Raw genomic sequence first — 18,389 nt, 5'->3', positions numbered from 1 at the left:
AGCCGTTCTTGATCGTCAGTACCGACCCAGTGGGGGTGGTCACCCGGTGGGCGCTCGAGGTCGCGCGCTCCTCTTCAGCGGCTAGAGACGCAGACAGTGACGCGTCTGATACCCGACCCATCTCGGCTCCTACGTTGAGGTTTGTGCTTGCGCTGGCGTTGCGGAGCCGACGGTACCACGGGGATGTTTCTCACTTGAGTCACGTCCGTTCACGGGTCAGGTAGAGCTTGAGCGACTCGTGCCAGTTGGGTGTGGTGAATCCGGTGGTTTCGAGTTTGGTGAGGTTGAGGGTGCTGTGCGCGGGGCGAGGCGCGACGGGCCCGGCGGCGTTCGCGTAGTACTGATCGGTGGTGACGGGGGTGATGCGTGCGGGGTCGTGGCCGGTGTGTTGGTAGACGGCGCGGGCGATGTCGTACCAGGTGGTGGGTTGGCCGGTTCCGGTGATGTTGTAGGTGCCGTGGGGGGCGCGGGTGTCGAGGAGGTGTTGGATGCCGGCGGCGATGGTGGTGGTGAAGGTGGGGCGTCCGGTTTGGTCGGCGACGACGGTGGGGTTGATGCCGCGTTCGGCGAGGGTGGCCATGGTGCGGACGAAGTTGTGGCCGTCGCCGATGACCCAGCTGGTGCGGATGATGTAGTGGCGGGGGACGGTGGCGACGATGGCGTCGCCGGCGGCTTTGGTTTGGCCGTAGACGCCGAGTGGGGCGATGGGGTCGGTCTCGGTGTAGGGGGTGTCGGAGGTGCCGTCGAAAACGTAGTCGCTGGAGATGTGGACGAGGGTGATGCCGTTGTCGGTGGCGATGCGCGCGAGGGCGGTCACGGCGGTGACGTTCGCGGCCCACGCGTCGCGACGGCCGGTGGGGGTTTCGGCGGTGTCGACGGCGGTGTATGCGGCGGCGTTGATGATGGTGCCGTAGTCCCGCCACCGGCGTGCGGTGGCCAGGTCGGGGCTGGTGAGGTCGAGGTTCTCGCGGGTGGCGTACTCGATGTGGTCTGCGTCGCCGAACTGGTCGCGCAGGGCGCGGCCGAGTTGCCCGTTCGCGCCGGTGACGAGGATCCGTTTCGGCCCGATGGGGGTGACGTCTGCGAGGCGGGGGTGGTTCTTGTCTTTCTCGCTGATCTGCACCTGCTCGAGAGGGATGGGCCAGTCGATCGCGGCGGTCTCGTCGGCGAGGTTCAGGAACGAGTACTCGGCGGTGGGGGACCAGTGGTCGTTGACCAGGTAGGTGTAGGCGGTGTCAGGTGCGAGGGTTTGGTACGAGTTCCCGACCCCGCGGGGGACGAAGATCGCTTTGGACGGGTCGAGTTCGGTCGTGTAGACGGCGCCGAATGTGGGGCCCTCGCGCAGGTCGACCCAGGCGCCGAAGATCCGCCCGGTCGCGACCGAGACCCACTTGTCCCACGGTTCGGCGTGGATGCCGCGGGTGGTGCCAACGGCGTCGTTGAACGAGATGTTGTTCTGCACCGGGCCGAAATCGGGAAGACCCAGGCCGGTCATCTTCTCGCGCTGCCAGTTCTCCTTGAACCAGCCCCGCGCGTCGCCATGGACGGGAAGGTCGAACACCACCAGCCCCGGGATCGGCGTCTCGGTCACCGACAACGCCTTGCCGTACTCCGTCACGGTCACTGCCCCTTCGCGGCGTAGAACGCCTCGACACCGTCTTTGGACGGCGCCCACCATGCCTCGTTCGCGCGGTACCAGTCGATGGTCGCGGCAAGACCCGCCTCGAAGTCCTGGAACCTGGGGGTCCACCCCAGCTCGGTGCGCAGCTTGGTGGAATCGATCGCGTACCGCAGGTCGTGACCTGCCCGGTCGGTGACGTGATCGTACGCATCCTGCGGCTGCCCCATCAGGGTGAGGATCAACTCGACCACCGTCTTATTGTTCTTCTCCCCGTCGGCGCCGATCAGGTACGTCTGCCCGATCTCACCCTTCTCGAGGATGGTCAGCACCGCCGAGGAGTGGTCGTCGGCGTGGATCCAGTCCCGCACGTTCTCGCCGGCGCCGTAGAGCTTGGGACGGATCCCGCGGATCACGTTCGTGATCTGCCGAGGGATGAACTTCTCCACATGCTGGAACGGCCCATAGTTGTTCGAACAGTTCGAGATCGTCGCCTGCACCCCGAAACTGCGCACCCACGCCCGCACCAGCAGATCACTCCCGGCCTTCGTCGACGAATACGGCGACGACGGGTTATACGGGGTGCTCTCGGTGAACCGGTCCGGGTCATCAAGCTCCAGATCGCCGTACACCTCATCGGTGGAAATGTGATGAAACCGCGTCCCGTACTTCCGGGCCGCCTCCAACAGCGTGTACGTCCCGACGATGTTCGTATCCAAGAACGGACGCGGATCATGCAGGCTGTTGTCGTTATGAGACTCCGCCGCGTAATGCACGACGGCATCAGCATCCGCCACCAGCGGGTCCACGACGGCGGCGTCAGCGATGTCGCCGACGACCAGCCGCACGCGGTCGGCAGGCAGCCCCTCCAGCGATGCGCGGTTGCCCGCGTACGTCAACTTGTCCAGCACCACCACGGAGTCATCGGTGTGCTCCACCACATGATGCACAAAATTCGACCCGATAAACCCCGCACCACCAGTCACCAGAAGCGTGCGTGCCATTACTTGCCCCTCTGCAGCAGGTCGAGCAGGTAGCTGCCGTATCCGGACTTCTTCAGCGCGTGAGCGCGGGCCTCGAGCTCGGCATCCGTCAAGAAGCCCTGGCGCCAGCCGATCTCTTCAGGCGCGCCGATCTTCATACCCGTGCGCCGTTCGATGGTGCGGACGTACTCGGCAGCGTCAAGCATCTGGTCGAACGTGCCGGTGTCGAGCCACGCCGTGCCGCGCGGAAGGACCTCGACCTGCAATGCGCCGCGTTCCAGGTACACGAGGTTCACATCCGTGATCTCGTACTCACCCCGGGCCGACGGCTTCAAGTCCCGCGCGATCGCGACCACATCATTGTCGTAGAAGTACAACCCTGGAATGGCGTAGTTGCTTTTCGGCTCAACCGGCTTTTCCTCGATCGAGATGGCGCGCCCGGTTGCGTCGAACTCAACCACGCCGTAAGCCTGAGGCTCAGCCACCCAGTACGCGAACACAGCCGCGCCGTCGACGTCCGCGTAGCGAGTCAGCTGCGATCCTAGACCTGGCCCGTAGAGAAGATTGTCGCCCAGAACGAGAGCGACCTTGTCGTCGCCGATGAAGTCGGCACCGATCGTAAACGCCTGAGCGAGCCCGTCAGGCGACGCTTGGATTGCGAAGGTCAGGTTGACGCCGAACTGCGAGCCGTTACCGAGTAGGCGTGCGAAATGCTCTGCATCGTGTGGAGTCGTGATGATGAGGATGTCGCGGACTCCTGCCAGCATCAGTGTGGACAGCGGGTAGTAGACCATCGGCTTGTCATAGACCGGAACGAGCTGCTTGGACACACCCAAAGTGATCGGATGCAGCCGGGTGCCGGAGCCGCCAGCAAGAATGATGCCCTTCACGTCTTCCTCTTCTCGGTTGGGGACGGGGGAGCGCCACCCAAGTTTCTACCTGCTACTGGTTGCTGGCATGTAAACAAGCGGAGGCGATAGATGCCTGCGCAGGGGATCGGGGGCGTGAGGAACGGATCGGTGACAGCTGATCGTTAGTGCCGGGAGGCGCTGGCGGGGAGGATGTCGTCATGCCCGGTCCCTATCCCAGAGAGTTCCGCGAGGATGTCGTCGCGGTCGCTCGTAGCCGTGAGAGCGGCGTCACCATCAAACGGATCGCCGCCGACTTCGGGATCAGCGAAGCGACCCTGCAGAACTGGCTCCGCCAAGCCGATGTCGAGGAGGGCAATCGTCCTGGTCAGACCGCGGCGGACGCCGCGGAGGCGCGGGAGCTGAAGAAGCGGATCCGGTTGCTCGAGCAGGAGAACGAGGTCCTTCGGCGGGCGGCGGCGTATCTGTCGCAGGCGAACCTGAAGCTCGGTGGCTCCCCAAAATGACGTACCCGCTCGTATCTGAGCTCGCCGACGCGGGGATCCCCGTGACGGTGTCGTGCCGGGTTCTCAAGCTCGCCCGCCAGCCCTACTACCGGTGGAGAGGCGACCCGGTCCGCGACGCTGACGTGCTCCGCGCGCATCGGATCAACGCGCTCCACGACGCCCACCACGACGACCCGACCTTCGGATACCGATACCTCGCCGACGAAGCCCGCCGAGCGGGGTGGCGGATGAGCCGTCGAACGGCGTGGAAGCTGTGCTCACAGGCCGGGATCCTCTCGTCCGCGCAACGCCGCCGGCGCGGGAAGGGCAAGAAAGCCGGCCCTCCTGTGTTCGACGACCACGTGCAGCGGGTGTTCCGCGCCGACGCGCCGAACCGGGTCTGGCTCACGGACATCACCGAGCATCGCACTACCGAGGGCAAGCTGTACTGCTGTGCCATCAAAGACGTGTTCTCCAACCGCATCGTCGGGTACTCGATCTCGGACCGGATGACCGCGAAGCTCGCCGTCGACGCCGTCCGAAACGCTGTCGCCCGCCGCGGCGAGGTCGCCGGATGCATCCTGCACGCCGACAGCGGCAGCCAGTTCCGCAGCCGGGCCATGGCCCGCGAGCTGCGCCGCCACGACATGGTCGGATCGATGGGCCGCGTCGGCGCCTCCCTCTTAACCGGCTATTCCATCCTGGATCCCTTGCGGCGACACGCCGAGCGCGATGAGGTGCGTGGGTCTTCTGGGTCGCGGGTGCAACATGTGTCGCATGACGGACAAGGAGGTCCTGCGGCTCGAGCAGCGTGACGGCGAGTGGGTGCTCGCCGGTGAGCACGCACCGCGGTTCGGGTTGGTGGAGGAGTACCTCGCGCATCTGCTGGATCGGAACTACTCGCCGGCGACGGTGAGGTCGTACGGGTATGACCTGCTCGCATTCTGCCGCTGGCTGACCGGGCAGGACCGCCTGCTGGAGGAGGTCACGACCGATGACCTCCTCGGGTTCCTCCGCGCATGTCGCGAGGCGACGCTGCCCGGCAGGCCGGGACCGAACGTCGTGGGGATGGACGGCCGCCCCCTGGATCGTTACGCGGCGACGACGATCAACCGCCGGCTCGCGGCGATCTCAGGGCTGTTCACGTATGCGGGACTGCGGGACCCTGCCAGACGCAACCCGGTCCCGCGGGGCAGGGAAGCGCGTTGGCGGACCAGCGGGGAGCGGTCGGGGATGCTCGCTCACATGGTCCGCCGCCCCGCAGCACGGTCCGCGTTGCGGTTGCGGGAGCCGCGACGGCTGCCGGTCGCGCTGTCGCCGCAGGACGCGGCGACGCTGGTGGGGAGTCTGAGGACTTGGCGGGATCGGGCGATCGCGGGGCTGATGCTGTGGTGCGGGCTGCGGTCGATGGAGGTCCTCGGCCTGCACGTGAAGGACGTCGATATCGGCGGCCGCTGGATCACTGTCACCGGGAAGGGCGCGAAGCAGCGTCGTGTCCCGCTGGATGCGGATGTCGCGTCAGTGATCGATGTCTACCTCCTCGCCGAGCGGCCCGAATCGGGCTCCGAGATCCTGTTCCTGGTCGGGAAGGGCCCGCATCGGGGCGGCCCGTTGACGGCGGCGGGGTTGCGGACGGTGTTCCGCTATCACCGGGGTCTGACCGGGGTGACCGGCGGGCACCCGCACGCGCTGCGTCACACGTTCGGCACCGTCCTCGCCGAGGCCGGTGTCGATCTCGCGGTGATGCAGGCGCTCCTCGGTCACGCGCACGTCGATACCACCGCCCGTTACGTCCACCTCGCTCCTGCTCATGTGAAGGCCCAGTTCGATGCGGCACGCGAACGCATCCGCGCTCAGCAGCGGTGACGCCCCGATCGCGTCGCTGCGAGGCTCCGATCTCCGGGACGCGTATCTGCGTCATCTGACGGCGACGGGCCGAGGAAATCTCCCCTACGAGCGGGCGGCGCGACGGTTCTTCGAGACCTGGTCGGACCCGCAGGACTGGGCCGCGACGCCGCTTGCGGAGCGGTTGTCGGCGGGGTCGGCGACGCGTCCGGTGATCACGTTCCTGATGCTGCACGGCGGGTTGCGGCCAGGCTACGACTATCTGCTGTCACGGAAGCTGTCACCGCTCTGGCGGGAGATCCAGACCAGCCCGCTGCGGGCCGAGATCGACGGGTTCCTTCACGAGGCCGAGCAGCTCGGGTTCACCGCTCGCACCCGGCTCGCGACCGGCTCCCAGGCCCCGATCCGGCTGCTGATCCAGACCGGGAAGCCGATGCGGCAACTCACCACCTTCGACCTGCACGAGTTCGCCGCGGCCTGCCGGGAACGGGAGCTGGCGACGGGGATCTCGCATCGCCACTACTTCTCGGCGATCAGCATGGCGCACATGGTGCTGTTCCACCTCGGTGTCCTCGACTCCCCGCCCCGCACCGGCGGCCCGGTCCCTTACGAGGAGCGGCTCGCCGAGGTCTCCGCGCCGTTGCGAGCGGAGCTGGTCGGCTACCTGGAACGCAAACGCGCGACCTGCGACCGAAAGACGGTATCGGCGACGGCGACCCGGCTGAAGCACTTCGGGGTCTTCCTCACCGACACCGACCCCGCGTTGACTTCCGTGCGGGATCTGGATCGGCGCCGTCACATCGAGCCGTTCCTCGCGTCGCTGGTCGACACGGTCAGCGACAAGGACGGGGCCCCGATCAGCATCGGGGACCGCAACCGGCGGGTCGTCGCGGTCGCGACGTTCCTGCGCGACATCACCGAATGGGGCTGGGACGCCGCGCCACCGCGGAAGGTGCTGTTCCGCGACGACATCCCGAAGCTCCCGCAAGTGCTGCCCCGCTACCTTCCGATCGACGCCGACCGGCGCCTCACCGCCGCTTTGACGGAGCATCCCGATAACGAGCTGGCCGCACTGGCGCTGCGATTGCAGCGGGCCTGCGGGCTGCGGATCGGGGAACTGCTTGATCTCGAGTTGGACTGCGTTCACGAGCTCGACGGGAACGGGGCATGGCTCAAGGTCCCGCTCGGCAAGGTCGCTACCGAACGCATGGTCCCGCTCGATCCCGAGACGCTCGCAGTGATCGACCGGGTCGCCCAGATCCGCTCCCACGGCAGACCACTCCCGCATCCGCGCTACCGGCGGCCCGCGCAGTTCCTGTTCACCTACCTCGGCCGCCGGCTCACACAGCAAGGCGTCCGTCGCGAGCTCGATCACGCCGCCGAGACCGCGGGCCTCGGGCACGTCACCTCCCACCAGCTGCGACACACCTACGCGACCGCGCTGGTCAATGCTGGCGTCTCCCTGCAAGCCCTCATGGCCCTCCTCGGCCACCAGTCCGCGGAGATGAGCCTCCGCTACGGGCGGTTGTTCGACGCGACGGTCCGAACCGAATACGAACGAGCCCTCGACCTCGCGAAACAGAACACCACCGCCGCTGCTGCCGGAGACACGGCCGGGCGCACCCAGTTGCCGCTGACGGTCATCACTGGCGGGCGCGACTGGAAAGACACCCCGCTGCTGAAGTCGCGGATGGCCGGCGGGTTCTGCCTCCGCGCCCCAGCGCAGGGAGCATGCAGCTACGCGAACATCTGCGAGCACTGCCCGTCCTACCGGTCAGAACCCTCATCGCTGCCGATTCTCGCCGCGCAACGCGTCGACGCCGACGCTCTCGCCCGCGACGCGGAACAGCGAGGATGGATCGACGAGGCAGACCGCCACCACAAGCTCATCGCCCGCCTCGACGCGCTCATCGCCGACACGGAGACACAGACCGGATGACCAGTCCCACGCTGAACCAGATCGAACGCGCCTGCGCCGACCTCGCCCGAAACGGGCATCCCATCACAATCGCCAAGGTCGCCGAACACGCCGGGATCTCCAGGTCCACGATCTACCGCAATCCCGAACTCCGCACCATCATCGAACACCACCAGGAAGCCGCCGCTGACGGCAGCATCACCGCGATCACCGACGAACTAACCACCCTCCGCCAAGCCGTCCAGACTCTCGCCGACACCGTCCGCCACCACGACGCGCAACTCCGACGTCTCACCCGAGACTGATCGCGTTACCCGGCCAAACCCAGACCCGAGGCCGATTAGCCGGATAAGCCGGGGACAACGCGGCGATGGAGAGCTTCTGGTCACTTCTTCAAACGAACGTGCTCAACCAGCAGCGCTGGGCCACCAGGCAGGAGCTGCGCCTCGCCATCGTCGTCTGGATCGAACGGAAGTACCACCGCCAGCGAGCACAGGACACCCTCGGCGGCTTGACGCCCATCGAGTTTGAAGCCAAGCTAACCGAGCCGCTCACACTCGCGGCCTAAACCAAACCTGTCACCAGTTCGTTCCTCACGCCCCTCCGCGGAGACCAGTCGTCACCGTAACACCAAGGTCATCGGGACGCGCTAGCATCACGGGCGCAGATCGAAGGGAGAGCTCGTTTGGACGTTGCGGCAGACTGGACGGTGATAACAGTCACCTTTGACAGTAGGGATGACCTACTGGCCAATTGGCCAGCAGATCCGAGATCACGCAATTTTCGATGGATCGTGGTTGACAACGGGTCCACCGATGGAACAGTCGACCTCGCACGGGTGCGCGCCGACCTGGTGATTGCGAACGAGGACAACCGAGGGTTCAGCGCAGGAAACAACTGCGCTCTGCCTCATGTGACCACGAGATTCGTCGCCTTTGCGAACCCCGACGTCAGGATTGATCAGAGTGCATGGGGAGAGCTCACTCGTGTTGCATCCTCCACTGGAGGGCTCGTCGCGCCACAGCTTGTGAACCCCGACGGAAGTCTGCAGCCCAACGCGCGAGGTCTACCCTATCTATCATCGAAGATTCTCAATCGTTTGTCGCCGCGAGGCGCTCGTTCCGCAGGGTATGTCGCCCCTCAGCAACTCGCGGAGCCGACCTATTGTGCGTGGGTTATGGGAGCCGCAGTAGGCGGCCGTACCGAACTACTCCGAGAGCTCGGTGGCTGGGACGAGCGGTACTTTCTCTATTACGAGGATCACGATCTGGGTCTTCGCGCTTGGCGGTGCGGCTACCCAGTTGTGATCGCCCCAGCCGCGCGATGGACCCATGGTTGGGCCCGGGCGACGGCCAGCGCCAACATGAGAGCCTGGGGGTGGGAACTGCGGTCGATGCGCCAGTTCTATTTCACCTATCCCTTCCTTCTCGCGCCGATCTCGCCTTGGAAGTCGAAATGGATGTCAATGATGGCTAGGAGAACCTGGCGGAGAGTCGAAGCAGGATGAAGGTCCGGACGATAGCGTTTTATCTGCCGCAGTACCACAGGATTCCCGAGAATGACGAGTGGTGGGGGGAAGGATTCACCGAATGGACCAACGTTCTCGCGTCGCGGCCACAGTTCGAGGGGCACGTTCAACCCGTTGAACCGGGAGAATTGGGTTTTTATTCGCTTGACGATCAATCCACGCGTGCGCAGCAGTCCAAGCTCGCTCGCGACCACGGCATCGACGGATTCTGTATTTACTTTTATTGGTTCGGTGGCCGTCGACTTCTTGAGCGACCGCTAGAGGATTGGAGGCGCGACGACACCGCTCTTCCCTACTGTCTTTCGTGGGCGAATGAAAGCTGGACCCGCCGCTGGGATGGGAAGAGCCGAGAAGTGCTCATGGAGCAGTCATATGTGGAGGGGTTCGAGGAGGCGCTTTATCGTGATTTGGAGCCACACTTCCTGGCTCCTCACTACATGAAGATGGACGGTCGACCGATTCTGGTCGTGCATCGTGTCGACCTCATCCCGAATCCTGTCCGAACTGCGAATGCGCTGCGCGCCCTCGCTCGGAGCAGTGGTATTGACGACCTCTATCTAATAGCGGCGGAGACACGGCATGGCATTCGACCGGGCGACTACGGGTTTGATGCAGTCGTCGAGTTCCCACCTGTCGGTGCGAACACGCTTGGCTCTGCCCTTATCAAGCCGCTCAAGGGCGTTAGCCCGGAATTCCGAGGGCGACTGATGAGCTATGTTCGCACTGCGAAGAGGTTCATGCGCAGGCGAGACCCTATGTCATTCACGAGGCACCGGGGTGTCATGCCTGCGTGGGATAATACGCCTCGGCGCAAGTCGCGATCCACCATCTACGTTGGATCGAACTCCACTACGTTCGGGGAGTGGTACCGCGCATCCCGACGCGTCGAGGAAGCCCGTGGAGGGAGGGGATTGGTTTTCGTCAACGCATGGAACGAATGGGCTGAGGGGGCACACCTCGAGCCAGACAGCGCGCGAGGGGTCTCCTATCTGCTCGAGTTGGCGGGAGTGTCTGGTGAGAGCGTATCGGACCCGCTGGGCACTCAAGAGTCATATGGTCGCGTCTGGAGCGCGCCGCAGCTGAGAAGTATCGTCATCGCGGCCGCCGGGTCGACATTGGCGGTAACGCGGCGGGCGAAGGACGCAGTCGCCAGAGTGTGGCGCCCTTGAGCCTCCGCGTCGCCGCCCCAGAGATAGGCCGCTTGAGGAGCCGACGTCGGACTCCGAGGCGGCACCTGCCGCCACTCGGAGAGATCATGCGGTCCCCGTTCACAGCTATGGTGGCATGGGTCGTAGTCGCGACCTCGCTCTACGGACTCGGTTGGACCCGCCTGTTTGGACCTCTCCGGGGCGACACCGCGCTTTTCTTGTCCTTCGTGGGGTTGCTGTTTCTTGTACTGGCGACGGCAGTGCCAACGACAAGGTCTGCGGACCCTGCGGCCCCCGTGCGTGCAGTCACAGTATTCGCGATCACGGCTTACTATTTCGTCGCATACGCGGCGAGCGGTGGCGTACCCTTACTTTTGGTAATGAGCGGAGGCGCCTACGATATATATGGGTTTGGCATTGAGGGCTTGCATATATTCGCGCTTTGTCTTACAGGATACTACGCAGTCAGGCTCTTTCGTGCCGCCATCACACGAGGTGGAAAGTGGGTATGGATAGGCTGGATTTGGCTCACTCTACTTGTAACTTCCATAGGCAATCGTAGTGCTCTATCCTTCCTCGTCTTCGCCTGTGCATTCTTGCTTCTGCGGCGGTACAAACTAAACGCAGCGAGCATGGTTTTCGCCTTGGCTTTCGCTATCGCATTCATGCTGTTCTTCGGAGGCTTCGGGGATGTGCGGCTCAGCTTTCAGATTGAGCAGGCCACGTCTCAGCAGGGTTCGTCGAGCGCGATCCTCAACTTATCCGGTGCTACACAGCGCTTCTCAGAGACAGGGTTGCCTCCCTCGTCTCTTTGGCTATATATGTATTTCGTCTCGCCTGTTGCGAACCTAAATCAGGCATTCGCATACGCGGGCGGAGGTCTGTGTGGTCAGAGTTGCGACCTCGCGGGACTCTTGGTGCACGGATTCGTCCCGGACGCGGTCGGTCAGCGATTCGCGGAGTTGTTCAGCGTGCCACGATTCGATAAGTCGGCGTTTCTAATTGCGCCAAATCTGACGGCATCGACGCTTTTCGGTAGCGCGGTAGGTTACGCAGGTCTCTTGGGGGGAGTGCTACTTCTCATGTGGGTCGCGGTCGTCTGTATTCTGGTGATGCGCCTCCTTGCAGGGACGGACGTGTACGAGGAGGGTGTAGCGATTCTCGCAACGGTTGTCTTCTTCTCCTTCTTCGAGAACATGATTGCGTATTCGGCGCTGTCGCTCCAGCTCGTTTTAGTCCTTCTCCGCGGTAGGCTACGGATTCGGTGGTTGTAACGACGATCCAGCGCGGCAGGTTTCGCCGGCAGGAGGCAATGAATTGAGACGGCCATCGAACCTAGGTGTCTCTTTGCTTGGTAGTGCACTGCCAGCCATGATCGGTGCCCTAGCGACGGTCTGGCTGGCGAGGGCATCGGCGCCACAACTTGCGATTTCCGTCCTTGGCATTTGGACGGTTCTCGGGCTGCTAACACTGACGGATTTCGGACTCACACGAACTGCGTCAAAGCTGGCGGCGTCCGGAATCTCTCCATTGGTTGTTTCCCGAACTCTGCGCTCTGCGAGTGTGATTGCAGGCACGGCTACAACGGCTGTGCTCGCGGCGGGTCTCACGCTCGTCGGAGCCGACGCGTTCTTCTGGCTGCTCCTGGTGCTCCCGGTTCTAGCGACGCTGCAGTTCCCGTTAGTGGGGGCGCTTGAAGCGCAAGGAGCTTTCGGTGTTGTCGCAGGTCTGAAGACGCTCAATGCAGTTGTTGTGTACGCCGTACCAACTGCTATTGTCATCCTGATCCCGACTCGGGTCGGCCTTGCGCTCGCGGTTTTGGCGATCATTGTTGGGAGGGTGACGCTGTTCTTGCTGCTGGCAGCCAGTGTCTCCCGGTACCGTCCCGCCACCCAACGCGAGGGTCTGGGGAGACGCGAGCACTTTCGGGTGGACAAGGCCTACTTGTGGATTGCTCTGTCGAGTCTTCTTGGACCCGCGCTCCTCTACGCGGACCGCCTCGCTCTGACCATAGGCGGCGTCCCCGATAATGTTTGGATTTCCTACGTTGCCTTATCTGAGTTGCTGATGAAGACCTACATTTTGCCGAGCTCGGTGATGGCGGTGGTATTCCCCTGGCTAGTTAGGAACATGCAGACAGAGATTCGGCGCATTCGTTCTTGGTATGCTTGGCGGCTTCCGGCAGTCACCCTAGCTTTTGCGGTGCCGGTAGCTTGTTTGACTGTGCTACTCCCAGACGCACTCTTTGACATTCTCGGGATCGACGCCTTTGCTGGAGACCTGCGGGCTGTGGCGCTCGCGCTTGGTGCGTCGACTGTCATCAACTGGTCTTCCCAGGCGTACATCGGCCTACTGCAAGCAACTCATTTCGAGTTTGCTCCCGCACTTGTGCAATTCGCGCTCGCTGTCCCCTACGCCATTGTCCTTGTCGCTGCCGCGGCGTCGGGGAGCGTGGTGCTGGTGGCGTTCGCGGTCTTCGCTCGAGTATTGGTGACGTGGGCGACTTTGGTGCTCGTAGCGGCTCGGGTGCTACGCGGTTCGGCCCCGTGAAGCCGAGGTCACCGCGACCGACGCATGCCGCTTCGCCGGGAAGTTCCGGTTGGAGAACCTCCCACAGGGACCGCGCTGGACGACTTCGTACTCGACGCCGCCAGCGGCATCGACAAGTCACTGCTCGCTGAGCTCGGCACCTGCCGATTCCAAAGGGGGGATCGCGCGGTCGGCTTCTCGCCAGAACGCCGCGCCGATGAGAAGCGCGGCGGATCGCCCGACGGGTGCTTCTCGTCGCGCGACGGCGGCGAAGGTGTTGGATAGCAACTGGGGTGTGATATGACCTTTGCTGAAAAGGTCTAGTTGTTCGTTGCTTACTCCGAGCCGATGGCGTGCCCATGTCGCCATCGTTACGCGCCAGTTCCAACGGTGGGTAGCGAGATGCCTTGGACCGACGCGGCGCCGAACGTTGCCCAGAAGTCGGCCGAGCAGGCTTCGTCGCCCATGTTCTCCGAGCACGTTGGAGTCGTGCTGCACGTAGTCCTGCATGCGCTCATCCAGCATCTCAATTGATCCCAGCACCAGGGCTAGCACCGCGAGCCAGTGATCGTGATAGGCGGCATCGGTCGGAGGCGGAAACGGAACGCTGGCGGATATCACTTCACCGGCGACTACAGCCAGGCTTCCCGTCAATTGATTGTCAATCATCGTTCCCCGTAGCCCGGTTGATCGTCGAGTCGTGCTCGCCAGCTCGCGCCCAGATTCGTCAATCACACGCGCTTGTGCCGATACCGCCAGCACGCCTCCGCGACCTAGCCGGGAAACAAGCGTCGAGAGCTTGTCGGGATACCAGTAATCGTCCTGATCGGCCAAGGCCACCCAGCTCGCGCCCACTGCCATCGCCACGATCCGCTCGAAATTTCGGTAGAAGCCGACGTTATGCTCAAACTCAATGAGCTTGAACCGCTTATCCTCCCGAACGAACTCTTGGAGCAGCCTGAAGACGGTTGGATCGCGACCGTCGATCCCAACGATGCAAGTCCAGTCCTGGAGGGTCTGTGACTGGAGGGATTGAAGTTGACGTCTAAGCAGCGAGGGGTCTGGCCGGTACACAGCCATGCAGATCACGCCTTGCGTCAACTCGGCACTTCCTCGGACTCGTGAGATTCGCGCAGCACGTCGGCGAAGATTGGAAGCAGCGGGAGCGAGGCAATCCGTCGCAAAGTGGGCACCCGCCCATCGAGAATTTTCCTCCAATGATCGCGGTTCGTCACGGCGTCTTCCAAGGCTCTGGTGATCCCATCGGATGACGCCACGTTCACGGAGAGGGCGAGAGGAAGTAGGCCTAGGTAACTTGCCGCTTCGCTCATCTTGTTTTCGTAGGCGAGACTGATACAGGGGACCTTCTCGAGGCCGGCCAGCACGAGGCCGTGATAACGCATGGACACTACGGCCAGAGAACGAGCAATGACTCCCCGGTAGTCACCTAGCGACTCAATAGAGGCGATCTCGGAGTTGCAGCCTGCCTCCGTCAAACCCGAATGGAACCTAAGCAAGAAGGGCTCCTCCGAATGACGGCCATAAAGATGCGGGAGTATCTTCACTGGGATACCTTGCTCATTGGAGAACCGAGCGATCCCGGTTATGATCTCGTCGAGATAGCTGGCGCGCTTGTCGGCCTGGAAGTCTCTGTGCCAGTTGCTCAGTTGCGTTGGAACTACGGCTACGTACTTTTCCTCGTTGGTCGTGAAGTTGTGCGCTTCGGGGAGGAGGAACGCAGTGTCCACCCCGAGCACGGACGTGATGCCTTTCGACGCGAGATATTCTTGGGACCTCTGCTCTCGGACGAAGACGAGCGATCGCTTCAGGACATACCTTGCGAGAGCATTGAACAGGCGGGAGTTGCTGGGCCCGACCGTATTCTGGACGAATATCGGCCGGGTACCATCTAGCACCAGGATCAGTAGTACGAACAGGTACATCCAGTCTTTGTAGATACCGAGGTTCGACCCCGCGGGAGAGACAAGCACCGCCTCAGCGGAGCGCGTCTTCTCGAGCAGTAGGTCAACCTCGCGTGAGGGGGCGAGTCGAGCGAAACGACGGAAGACCTGCCACGCGAGGTGGCGGCGGGTATCGCTGATCCCCGAAGTCACGTCAGGCGCGTGGTTGGCTTGGATCGCCAAGTACTTCGGAAGCGTCTTGCTATTCGCGTGCCAAATATAGAACACGTCTATCTTGCTCGGGTTGAGTGCGGCTAGTCCCTCGATCAGGGCTCGGCCAGCTGCGTCATCACCGAAATTGTTCGTGTGCTGGTTGACGATCACAATCGATGGGCCGGATGTCATGAGGCCTCCAGATCCTGCGGTGTGACGGTTGGTGGTAATCCTGGGGCAGGAGTCATCCTGTAGCTTTCTGAGCTCGGAACCGCGTGATTTGGCCGTTTGGCCAAGCGCACGATGACATGCGATCACTCAAGTTGTGACTCATTGATTCCTTCCGTATCCATATCCGTATCCGTATCCGTATCCGTACATGTAAGAGTCCGGTCCTTTCGTCGGCGCCATCGTCATTACGAGGCCCGCGACCTTCGCACCCACGGTCTCGAGCGCCTCGAGAGCGCCGTCGAGCTGGTGGGTGGTCGTGCGGCCGGCGGCGGTGACGACGATTGCGCCGGCGGTGAGGCGCGACAGCACTGCAGCATCCGTCACGGGAAGCAGCGGCGGTGCATCGCAGATCACCACGTCGAAGGTCTTCGCGAAGTCGTCGAGGAGCGCCTTCATCTGCGACGACCCCAGCAGCTCGGACGGGTTCGGCGGCACCTTGCCGGCGGGGAGCACGTAGAGCGGGCGACGACCCCACGGGAGCATGACGTCGGTGATGTTTGCCCGTCCGATGAGAACGTCCGTGAGCCCCACCGCACCTTCGATGCCGAGGTAGTCGGCGACCTTGGGCTTGCGCAGGTCGGTGTCGATGAGGGCGACGCGCTTGCCGGCATCCGCCAGGGCGATCGCAAGGTTCACCGCCGTTGTCGACTTGCCCTCGCTCGGGATGCTCGAGGTCATCACGAAGCTCGTGCCGCCATCCATCTCGATGAACTGCAGGTTTGTGCGCAAGGCTCGGAAGGACTCCGCGCGTTGGTTCGTCGGGTCGGCCTCGAGGATGATCGGCCGCTCTGCCGCCTTCGGGTCGAAGGGGATCACACCGATCAGTGGGCGATCCGAGAGCTGTGCGATATCGCGCGCGGTGCGGACCTTCGTGTCGAGCACCGTGCGCAGGATCGCGATCGCCACACCAAGCGCCAGACCGATCAGGCCGCCGAGCGCGAGGTTCAGAGGAACATTCGGGCTTACTGGAACCATCGCGGGCAGGGCCGGACGAATTACCGTGGTCTTCACCGGACTTGCGGTGAGCCCCGCTGTTGTCTCGATATCTTCGACAGCGTCGCCGAGGCTTGCTGCGGTGGCGTTAGCGACGTCTGCCGCAAGCTGAGGGTCGGCATCCTGCACGGAGATGTTGATAGCCGTGGTGTTGAGCGGCGCAGAGACCGTCGTGATCTCGGCCAGTTCTTCGGCTGTCATGTCCAGGCCGAGCTCGTTGATGACGGGGTCGAGGACGAGAGGTGACTCTGCGACGACGACGTACGTCGCAACGCGCGCCTGCGTAAACGAGGAGCCCTGCTGCAGCTCCTGGATCGCCCCGGACGTCTGGGTCGACACTGCTACGGTGCTCGTCGACTCATACAGCGGCGTGCGTGTGAGGGAATATGCGGCGGCGGCACCGACACCGACCAGTGTCAGCGCAAGAATGATGAGCCAGTTCTTGCGCAGGATGTGCAGGTAGTCGCGGAGCTCCATGGTGCCTCTCGGTTGGGGTTCCTGCCGACTATCCTCACACACCCGGTATTTCGTGCTGGTATCCAGTCGGTATCGGGGAGGAGAGGGGCTCGCTCAACGGGTGGGTGGTGGGGGCGTTTCGACTCGACTTGCTCGGGAGGCGATCGAGGCGCTGTCAAGGCGTGCTGCGCCGTCCCCGTACCCCGCGTAGGGCAGCCGTCGAGAGCTCAGTCCTCGTCCTGGAGTCGGATCGTCGCGGACGGGCACAGCTCTTCGGCCTCCCGCGCGGCGGCCCATTCGGTCTCCGGGGGATTCTCGTTGAGAACGCTGACGAATCCGCCGTCCTCGTCGCGGTTCGCGGACACCCTCGGCGCCAGACGCCCACAGGTGCCGGAGGCGATGCACGTGGTCGGGTTGATCGTGACCTTCATGGGCTCTCCTGGGTGTGGCGCGGCTCAGCCGCGGTACTGCCGGACGAGGGGGCAGGTGTACGGGTCGCGATTCTTGAGCCCGACCTGGTTGAGGTAGGCGATGATCGTTCGGCACGCCTCGCCAAGCGTCGTCTCGGCGTAAGGGATCCCGTGCTCGGCGCAGTGCGCTCGCACCAGCTTCTGGAGGGCGGGGAGGTTCGGGCGCGGCGCCCGAGGGAAGAGGTGATGCTCGATCTGGTACTCGAGACCCCCCATGAGGACATGCACGTGAGGTCCTCCCCGGACGTTGCGCGACATGTACACCTGGCGTCGCAGGAAGTCGATATCGGCGTCGTGCGGAACGGTCGGCATCCCGATGTGATTCGGTGAGAACGCCCCGCCGAGCAGAAGGCCGAACACGGCGACCTGCACCAGCACGAACGAGATGGCCATCAGCGGCGGGAGCACGACGAACAGCAGCGCCAGGTAGCCGAACACGCGGATGCCGACGAAAAGGATCTCCGTCCAGCGGAACCTCACGTTCTTGCCGGTGAGGATCGTCCGGAACGAGTCCGCGTGCAGGGTGAGGCCCTCGAAAAGGAGAAGCGGCAGGAAGTAGTAGCCCTGATAACGGCCGAGCGTGGCCGCGAGTCCGGTGCGCTGGTCGGTGCCTCCCGGGGTGAATGACAGGACGCCGGGCTCGGCATCCGGGTCCGCCCGCTCCTTATTGGGGTTGGCGTGATGACGGCTGTGCTTGTCGACCCACCAGCCGTAGCTGAGGCCGGTGAACAGTCCGGCCAGCACGCGGGATACCCATTCGTTCCGGCCCCGGGAGATGAAGATCTGCTGGTGCGCGGCCTCGTGGCCCAGGAACCCCAACTGCGCCATCACGATCCCGAGCAGCGCGGCCAGGATCAGCTGAAACCAGGTTGCGCCGAGCAGGACGACGCCGACCAGGATTGCGACGGTGGCCGTCGTGCACACGAGCAGCATCGTCCAGTAGAAGCCGTACCTGCGACGCATCAGCCCGGCATCGCGTGCCTTCATCGAGAGCTGACGAAACGCCTCCACATAGCGATCACCACCCACTGCCGTCTCCCATCCGATCTCGCTGGGCCGCTGGTCGTGACACTACGAGGTCGCTCGGCATCGCCCCGAGGGTCTTGTGCGAAGCGCGTGTGCTCGTTAGGGCACGTGGATGGGCGACGCCGGGCTGGCGGTCATCAGCGCGGCCGAACGCGGCTTAGTCGAGGATTCGCGAT

General features: G+C 63.7%; 17 protein-coding genes and 1 pseudogene. 10 read left to right on the top strand and 8 right to left on the bottom strand.

What is annotated here, in order from left to right:
• Nucleotides 1–199: 199 nt before the first annotated feature.
• From rfbD to rfbA, 3 genes are read right to left on the bottom strand one after another with little or no spacing between them, the layout of a single operon-like run.
• Nucleotides 200–1,624 (bottom strand): dTDP-4-dehydrorhamnose reductase, encoded by a 1,425-nt coding sequence (gene rfbD / locus ACSGC5_RS14175; protein ID WP_434971249.1) that lies wholly within the window; start codon nt 1,622–1,624, stop codon nt 200–202.
• A complete protein-coding gene (gene rfbB / locus ACSGC5_RS14170; RefSeq protein WP_434971248.1) occupies nt 1,621–2,622 on the bottom strand; it encodes a dTDP-glucose 4,6-dehydratase in 1,002 nt (333 codons plus the stop codon). The genes rfbD and rfbB overlap by 4 nt, the downstream gene beginning before the upstream one ends.
• Nucleotides 2,622–3,491: a glucose-1-phosphate thymidylyltransferase RfbA gene (gene rfbA / locus ACSGC5_RS14165; protein ID WP_434971247.1), complete on the bottom strand. Its 870-nt coding sequence runs from the start codon at nt 3,489–3,491 to the stop codon at nt 2,622–2,624. Before rfbA ends, rfbB begins: the two co-directional genes overlap by 1 nt.
• Before the next feature lie 179 nt (nt 3,492–3,670).
• Here rfbA and ACSGC5_RS14160 point away from each other — a divergent pair, with 179 nt between their 5' ends.
• From ACSGC5_RS14160 to ACSGC5_RS14115, 10 genes and pseudogenes are all read left to right on the top strand, one after another.
• Nucleotides 3,671–3,976 carry a transposase gene (locus ACSGC5_RS14160; protein WP_434971246.1) on the top strand — a complete coding sequence of 102 codons (306 nt, stop codon included), beginning with the start codon at nt 3,671–3,673 and terminating at the stop codon, nt 3,974–3,976.
• Nucleotides 3,973–4,770, top strand: coding sequence for an IS3 family transposase (locus ACSGC5_RS14155; protein WP_434971245.1), 798 nt, complete (start codon nt 3,973–3,975; stop codon nt 4,768–4,770). Before ACSGC5_RS14160 ends, ACSGC5_RS14155 begins: the two co-directional genes overlap by 4 nt.
• Entirely contained in the window at nt 4,733–5,821 is a 1,089-nt protein-coding gene (locus ACSGC5_RS14150; protein WP_434971244.1) for a tyrosine-type recombinase/integrase, read from the top strand. The genes ACSGC5_RS14155 and ACSGC5_RS14150 overlap by 38 nt, the downstream gene beginning before the upstream one ends.
• On the top strand, nt 5,784–7,739 hold the full coding sequence (locus ACSGC5_RS14145) for a tyrosine-type recombinase/integrase (protein ID WP_434971243.1): 1,956 nt from the start codon (nt 5,784–5,786) through the stop codon (nt 7,737–7,739). Before ACSGC5_RS14150 ends, ACSGC5_RS14145 begins: the two co-directional genes overlap by 38 nt.
• Nucleotides 7,736–8,023 carry a DUF6262 family protein gene (locus ACSGC5_RS14140; RefSeq protein ID WP_434971242.1) on the top strand — a complete coding sequence of 96 codons (288 nt, stop codon included), beginning with the start codon at nt 7,736–7,738 and terminating at the stop codon, nt 8,021–8,023. Before ACSGC5_RS14145 ends, ACSGC5_RS14140 begins: the two co-directional genes overlap by 4 nt.
• 50 nt (nt 8,024–8,073) lie before the next feature.
• Nucleotides 8,074–8,286, top strand: a pseudogene (locus ACSGC5_RS14135) (IS3 family transposase); the annotation flags it as partial.
• Between the two features lie 141 nt (nt 8,287–8,427).
• On the top strand, nt 8,428–9,225 hold the full coding sequence (locus ACSGC5_RS14130) for a glycosyltransferase (RefSeq protein WP_434971241.1): 798 nt from the start codon (nt 8,428–8,430) through the stop codon (nt 9,223–9,225).
• A complete protein-coding gene (locus tag ACSGC5_RS14125; protein ID WP_434971240.1) occupies nt 9,222–10,415 on the top strand; it encodes a glycosyltransferase WbsX family protein in 1,194 nt (397 codons plus the stop codon). The genes ACSGC5_RS14130 and ACSGC5_RS14125 overlap by 4 nt, the downstream gene beginning before the upstream one ends.
• Nucleotides 10,416–10,501: 86 nt before the next feature.
• On the top strand, nt 10,502–11,668 hold the full coding sequence (locus tag ACSGC5_RS14120; RefSeq protein ID WP_434971239.1) for a hypothetical protein: 1,167 nt from the start codon (nt 10,502–10,504) through the stop codon (nt 11,666–11,668).
• Nucleotides 11,669–11,765: 97 nt separating this feature from the next.
• Nucleotides 11,766–12,944: a hypothetical protein gene (locus ACSGC5_RS14115; protein ID WP_434971238.1), complete on the top strand. Its 1,179-nt coding sequence runs from the start codon at nt 11,766–11,768 to the stop codon at nt 12,942–12,944.
• 117 nt (nt 12,945–13,061) lie between these two features.
• Here ACSGC5_RS14115 and ACSGC5_RS14110 read toward each other — a convergent pair whose 3' ends face one another.
• The 5 genes from ACSGC5_RS14110 to ACSGC5_RS14090 form a co-directional block, all read right to left on the bottom strand.
• Nucleotides 13,062–14,003 (bottom strand): glycosyltransferase, encoded by a 942-nt coding sequence (locus tag ACSGC5_RS14110; RefSeq protein ID WP_434971237.1) that lies wholly within the window; start codon nt 14,001–14,003, stop codon nt 13,062–13,064.
• A gap of 17 nt (nt 14,004–14,020) precedes the next feature.
• The gene (locus tag ACSGC5_RS14105; RefSeq protein WP_434971236.1) at nt 14,021–15,229 is read right to left on the bottom strand and encodes a polysaccharide pyruvyl transferase family protein; all 1,209 of its coding nucleotides are present in this window, start codon (nt 15,227–15,229) and stop codon (nt 14,021–14,023) included.
• Between the two features lie 138 nt (nt 15,230–15,367).
• The gene (locus tag ACSGC5_RS14100) at nt 15,368–16,738 is read right to left on the bottom strand and encodes a polysaccharide biosynthesis tyrosine autokinase (protein WP_434971235.1); all 1,371 of its coding nucleotides are present in this window, start codon (nt 16,736–16,738) and stop codon (nt 15,368–15,370) included.
• Between the two features lie 206 nt (nt 16,739–16,944).
• A complete protein-coding gene (locus ACSGC5_RS14095; protein ID WP_434971234.1) occupies nt 16,945–17,148 on the bottom strand; it encodes a ferredoxin in 204 nt (67 codons plus the stop codon).
• Between the two features lie 24 nt (nt 17,149–17,172).
• Nucleotides 17,173–18,216 (bottom strand): fatty acid desaturase family protein, encoded by a 1,044-nt coding sequence (locus ACSGC5_RS14090; RefSeq protein ID WP_434971233.1) that lies wholly within the window; start codon nt 18,214–18,216, stop codon nt 17,173–17,175.
• Between the last annotated feature and the right edge of the window lie 173 nt (nt 18,217–18,389).

Source organism: Microbacterium sp. bgisy207 (assembly GCF_965345035.1).
Classification (GTDB): domain Bacteria; phylum Actinomycetota; class Actinomycetes; order Actinomycetales; family Microbacteriaceae; genus Microbacterium.
Note: the sequence above shows the minus strand (reverse complement) of the source record. Positions and strands in the feature narration are given on the sequence as shown.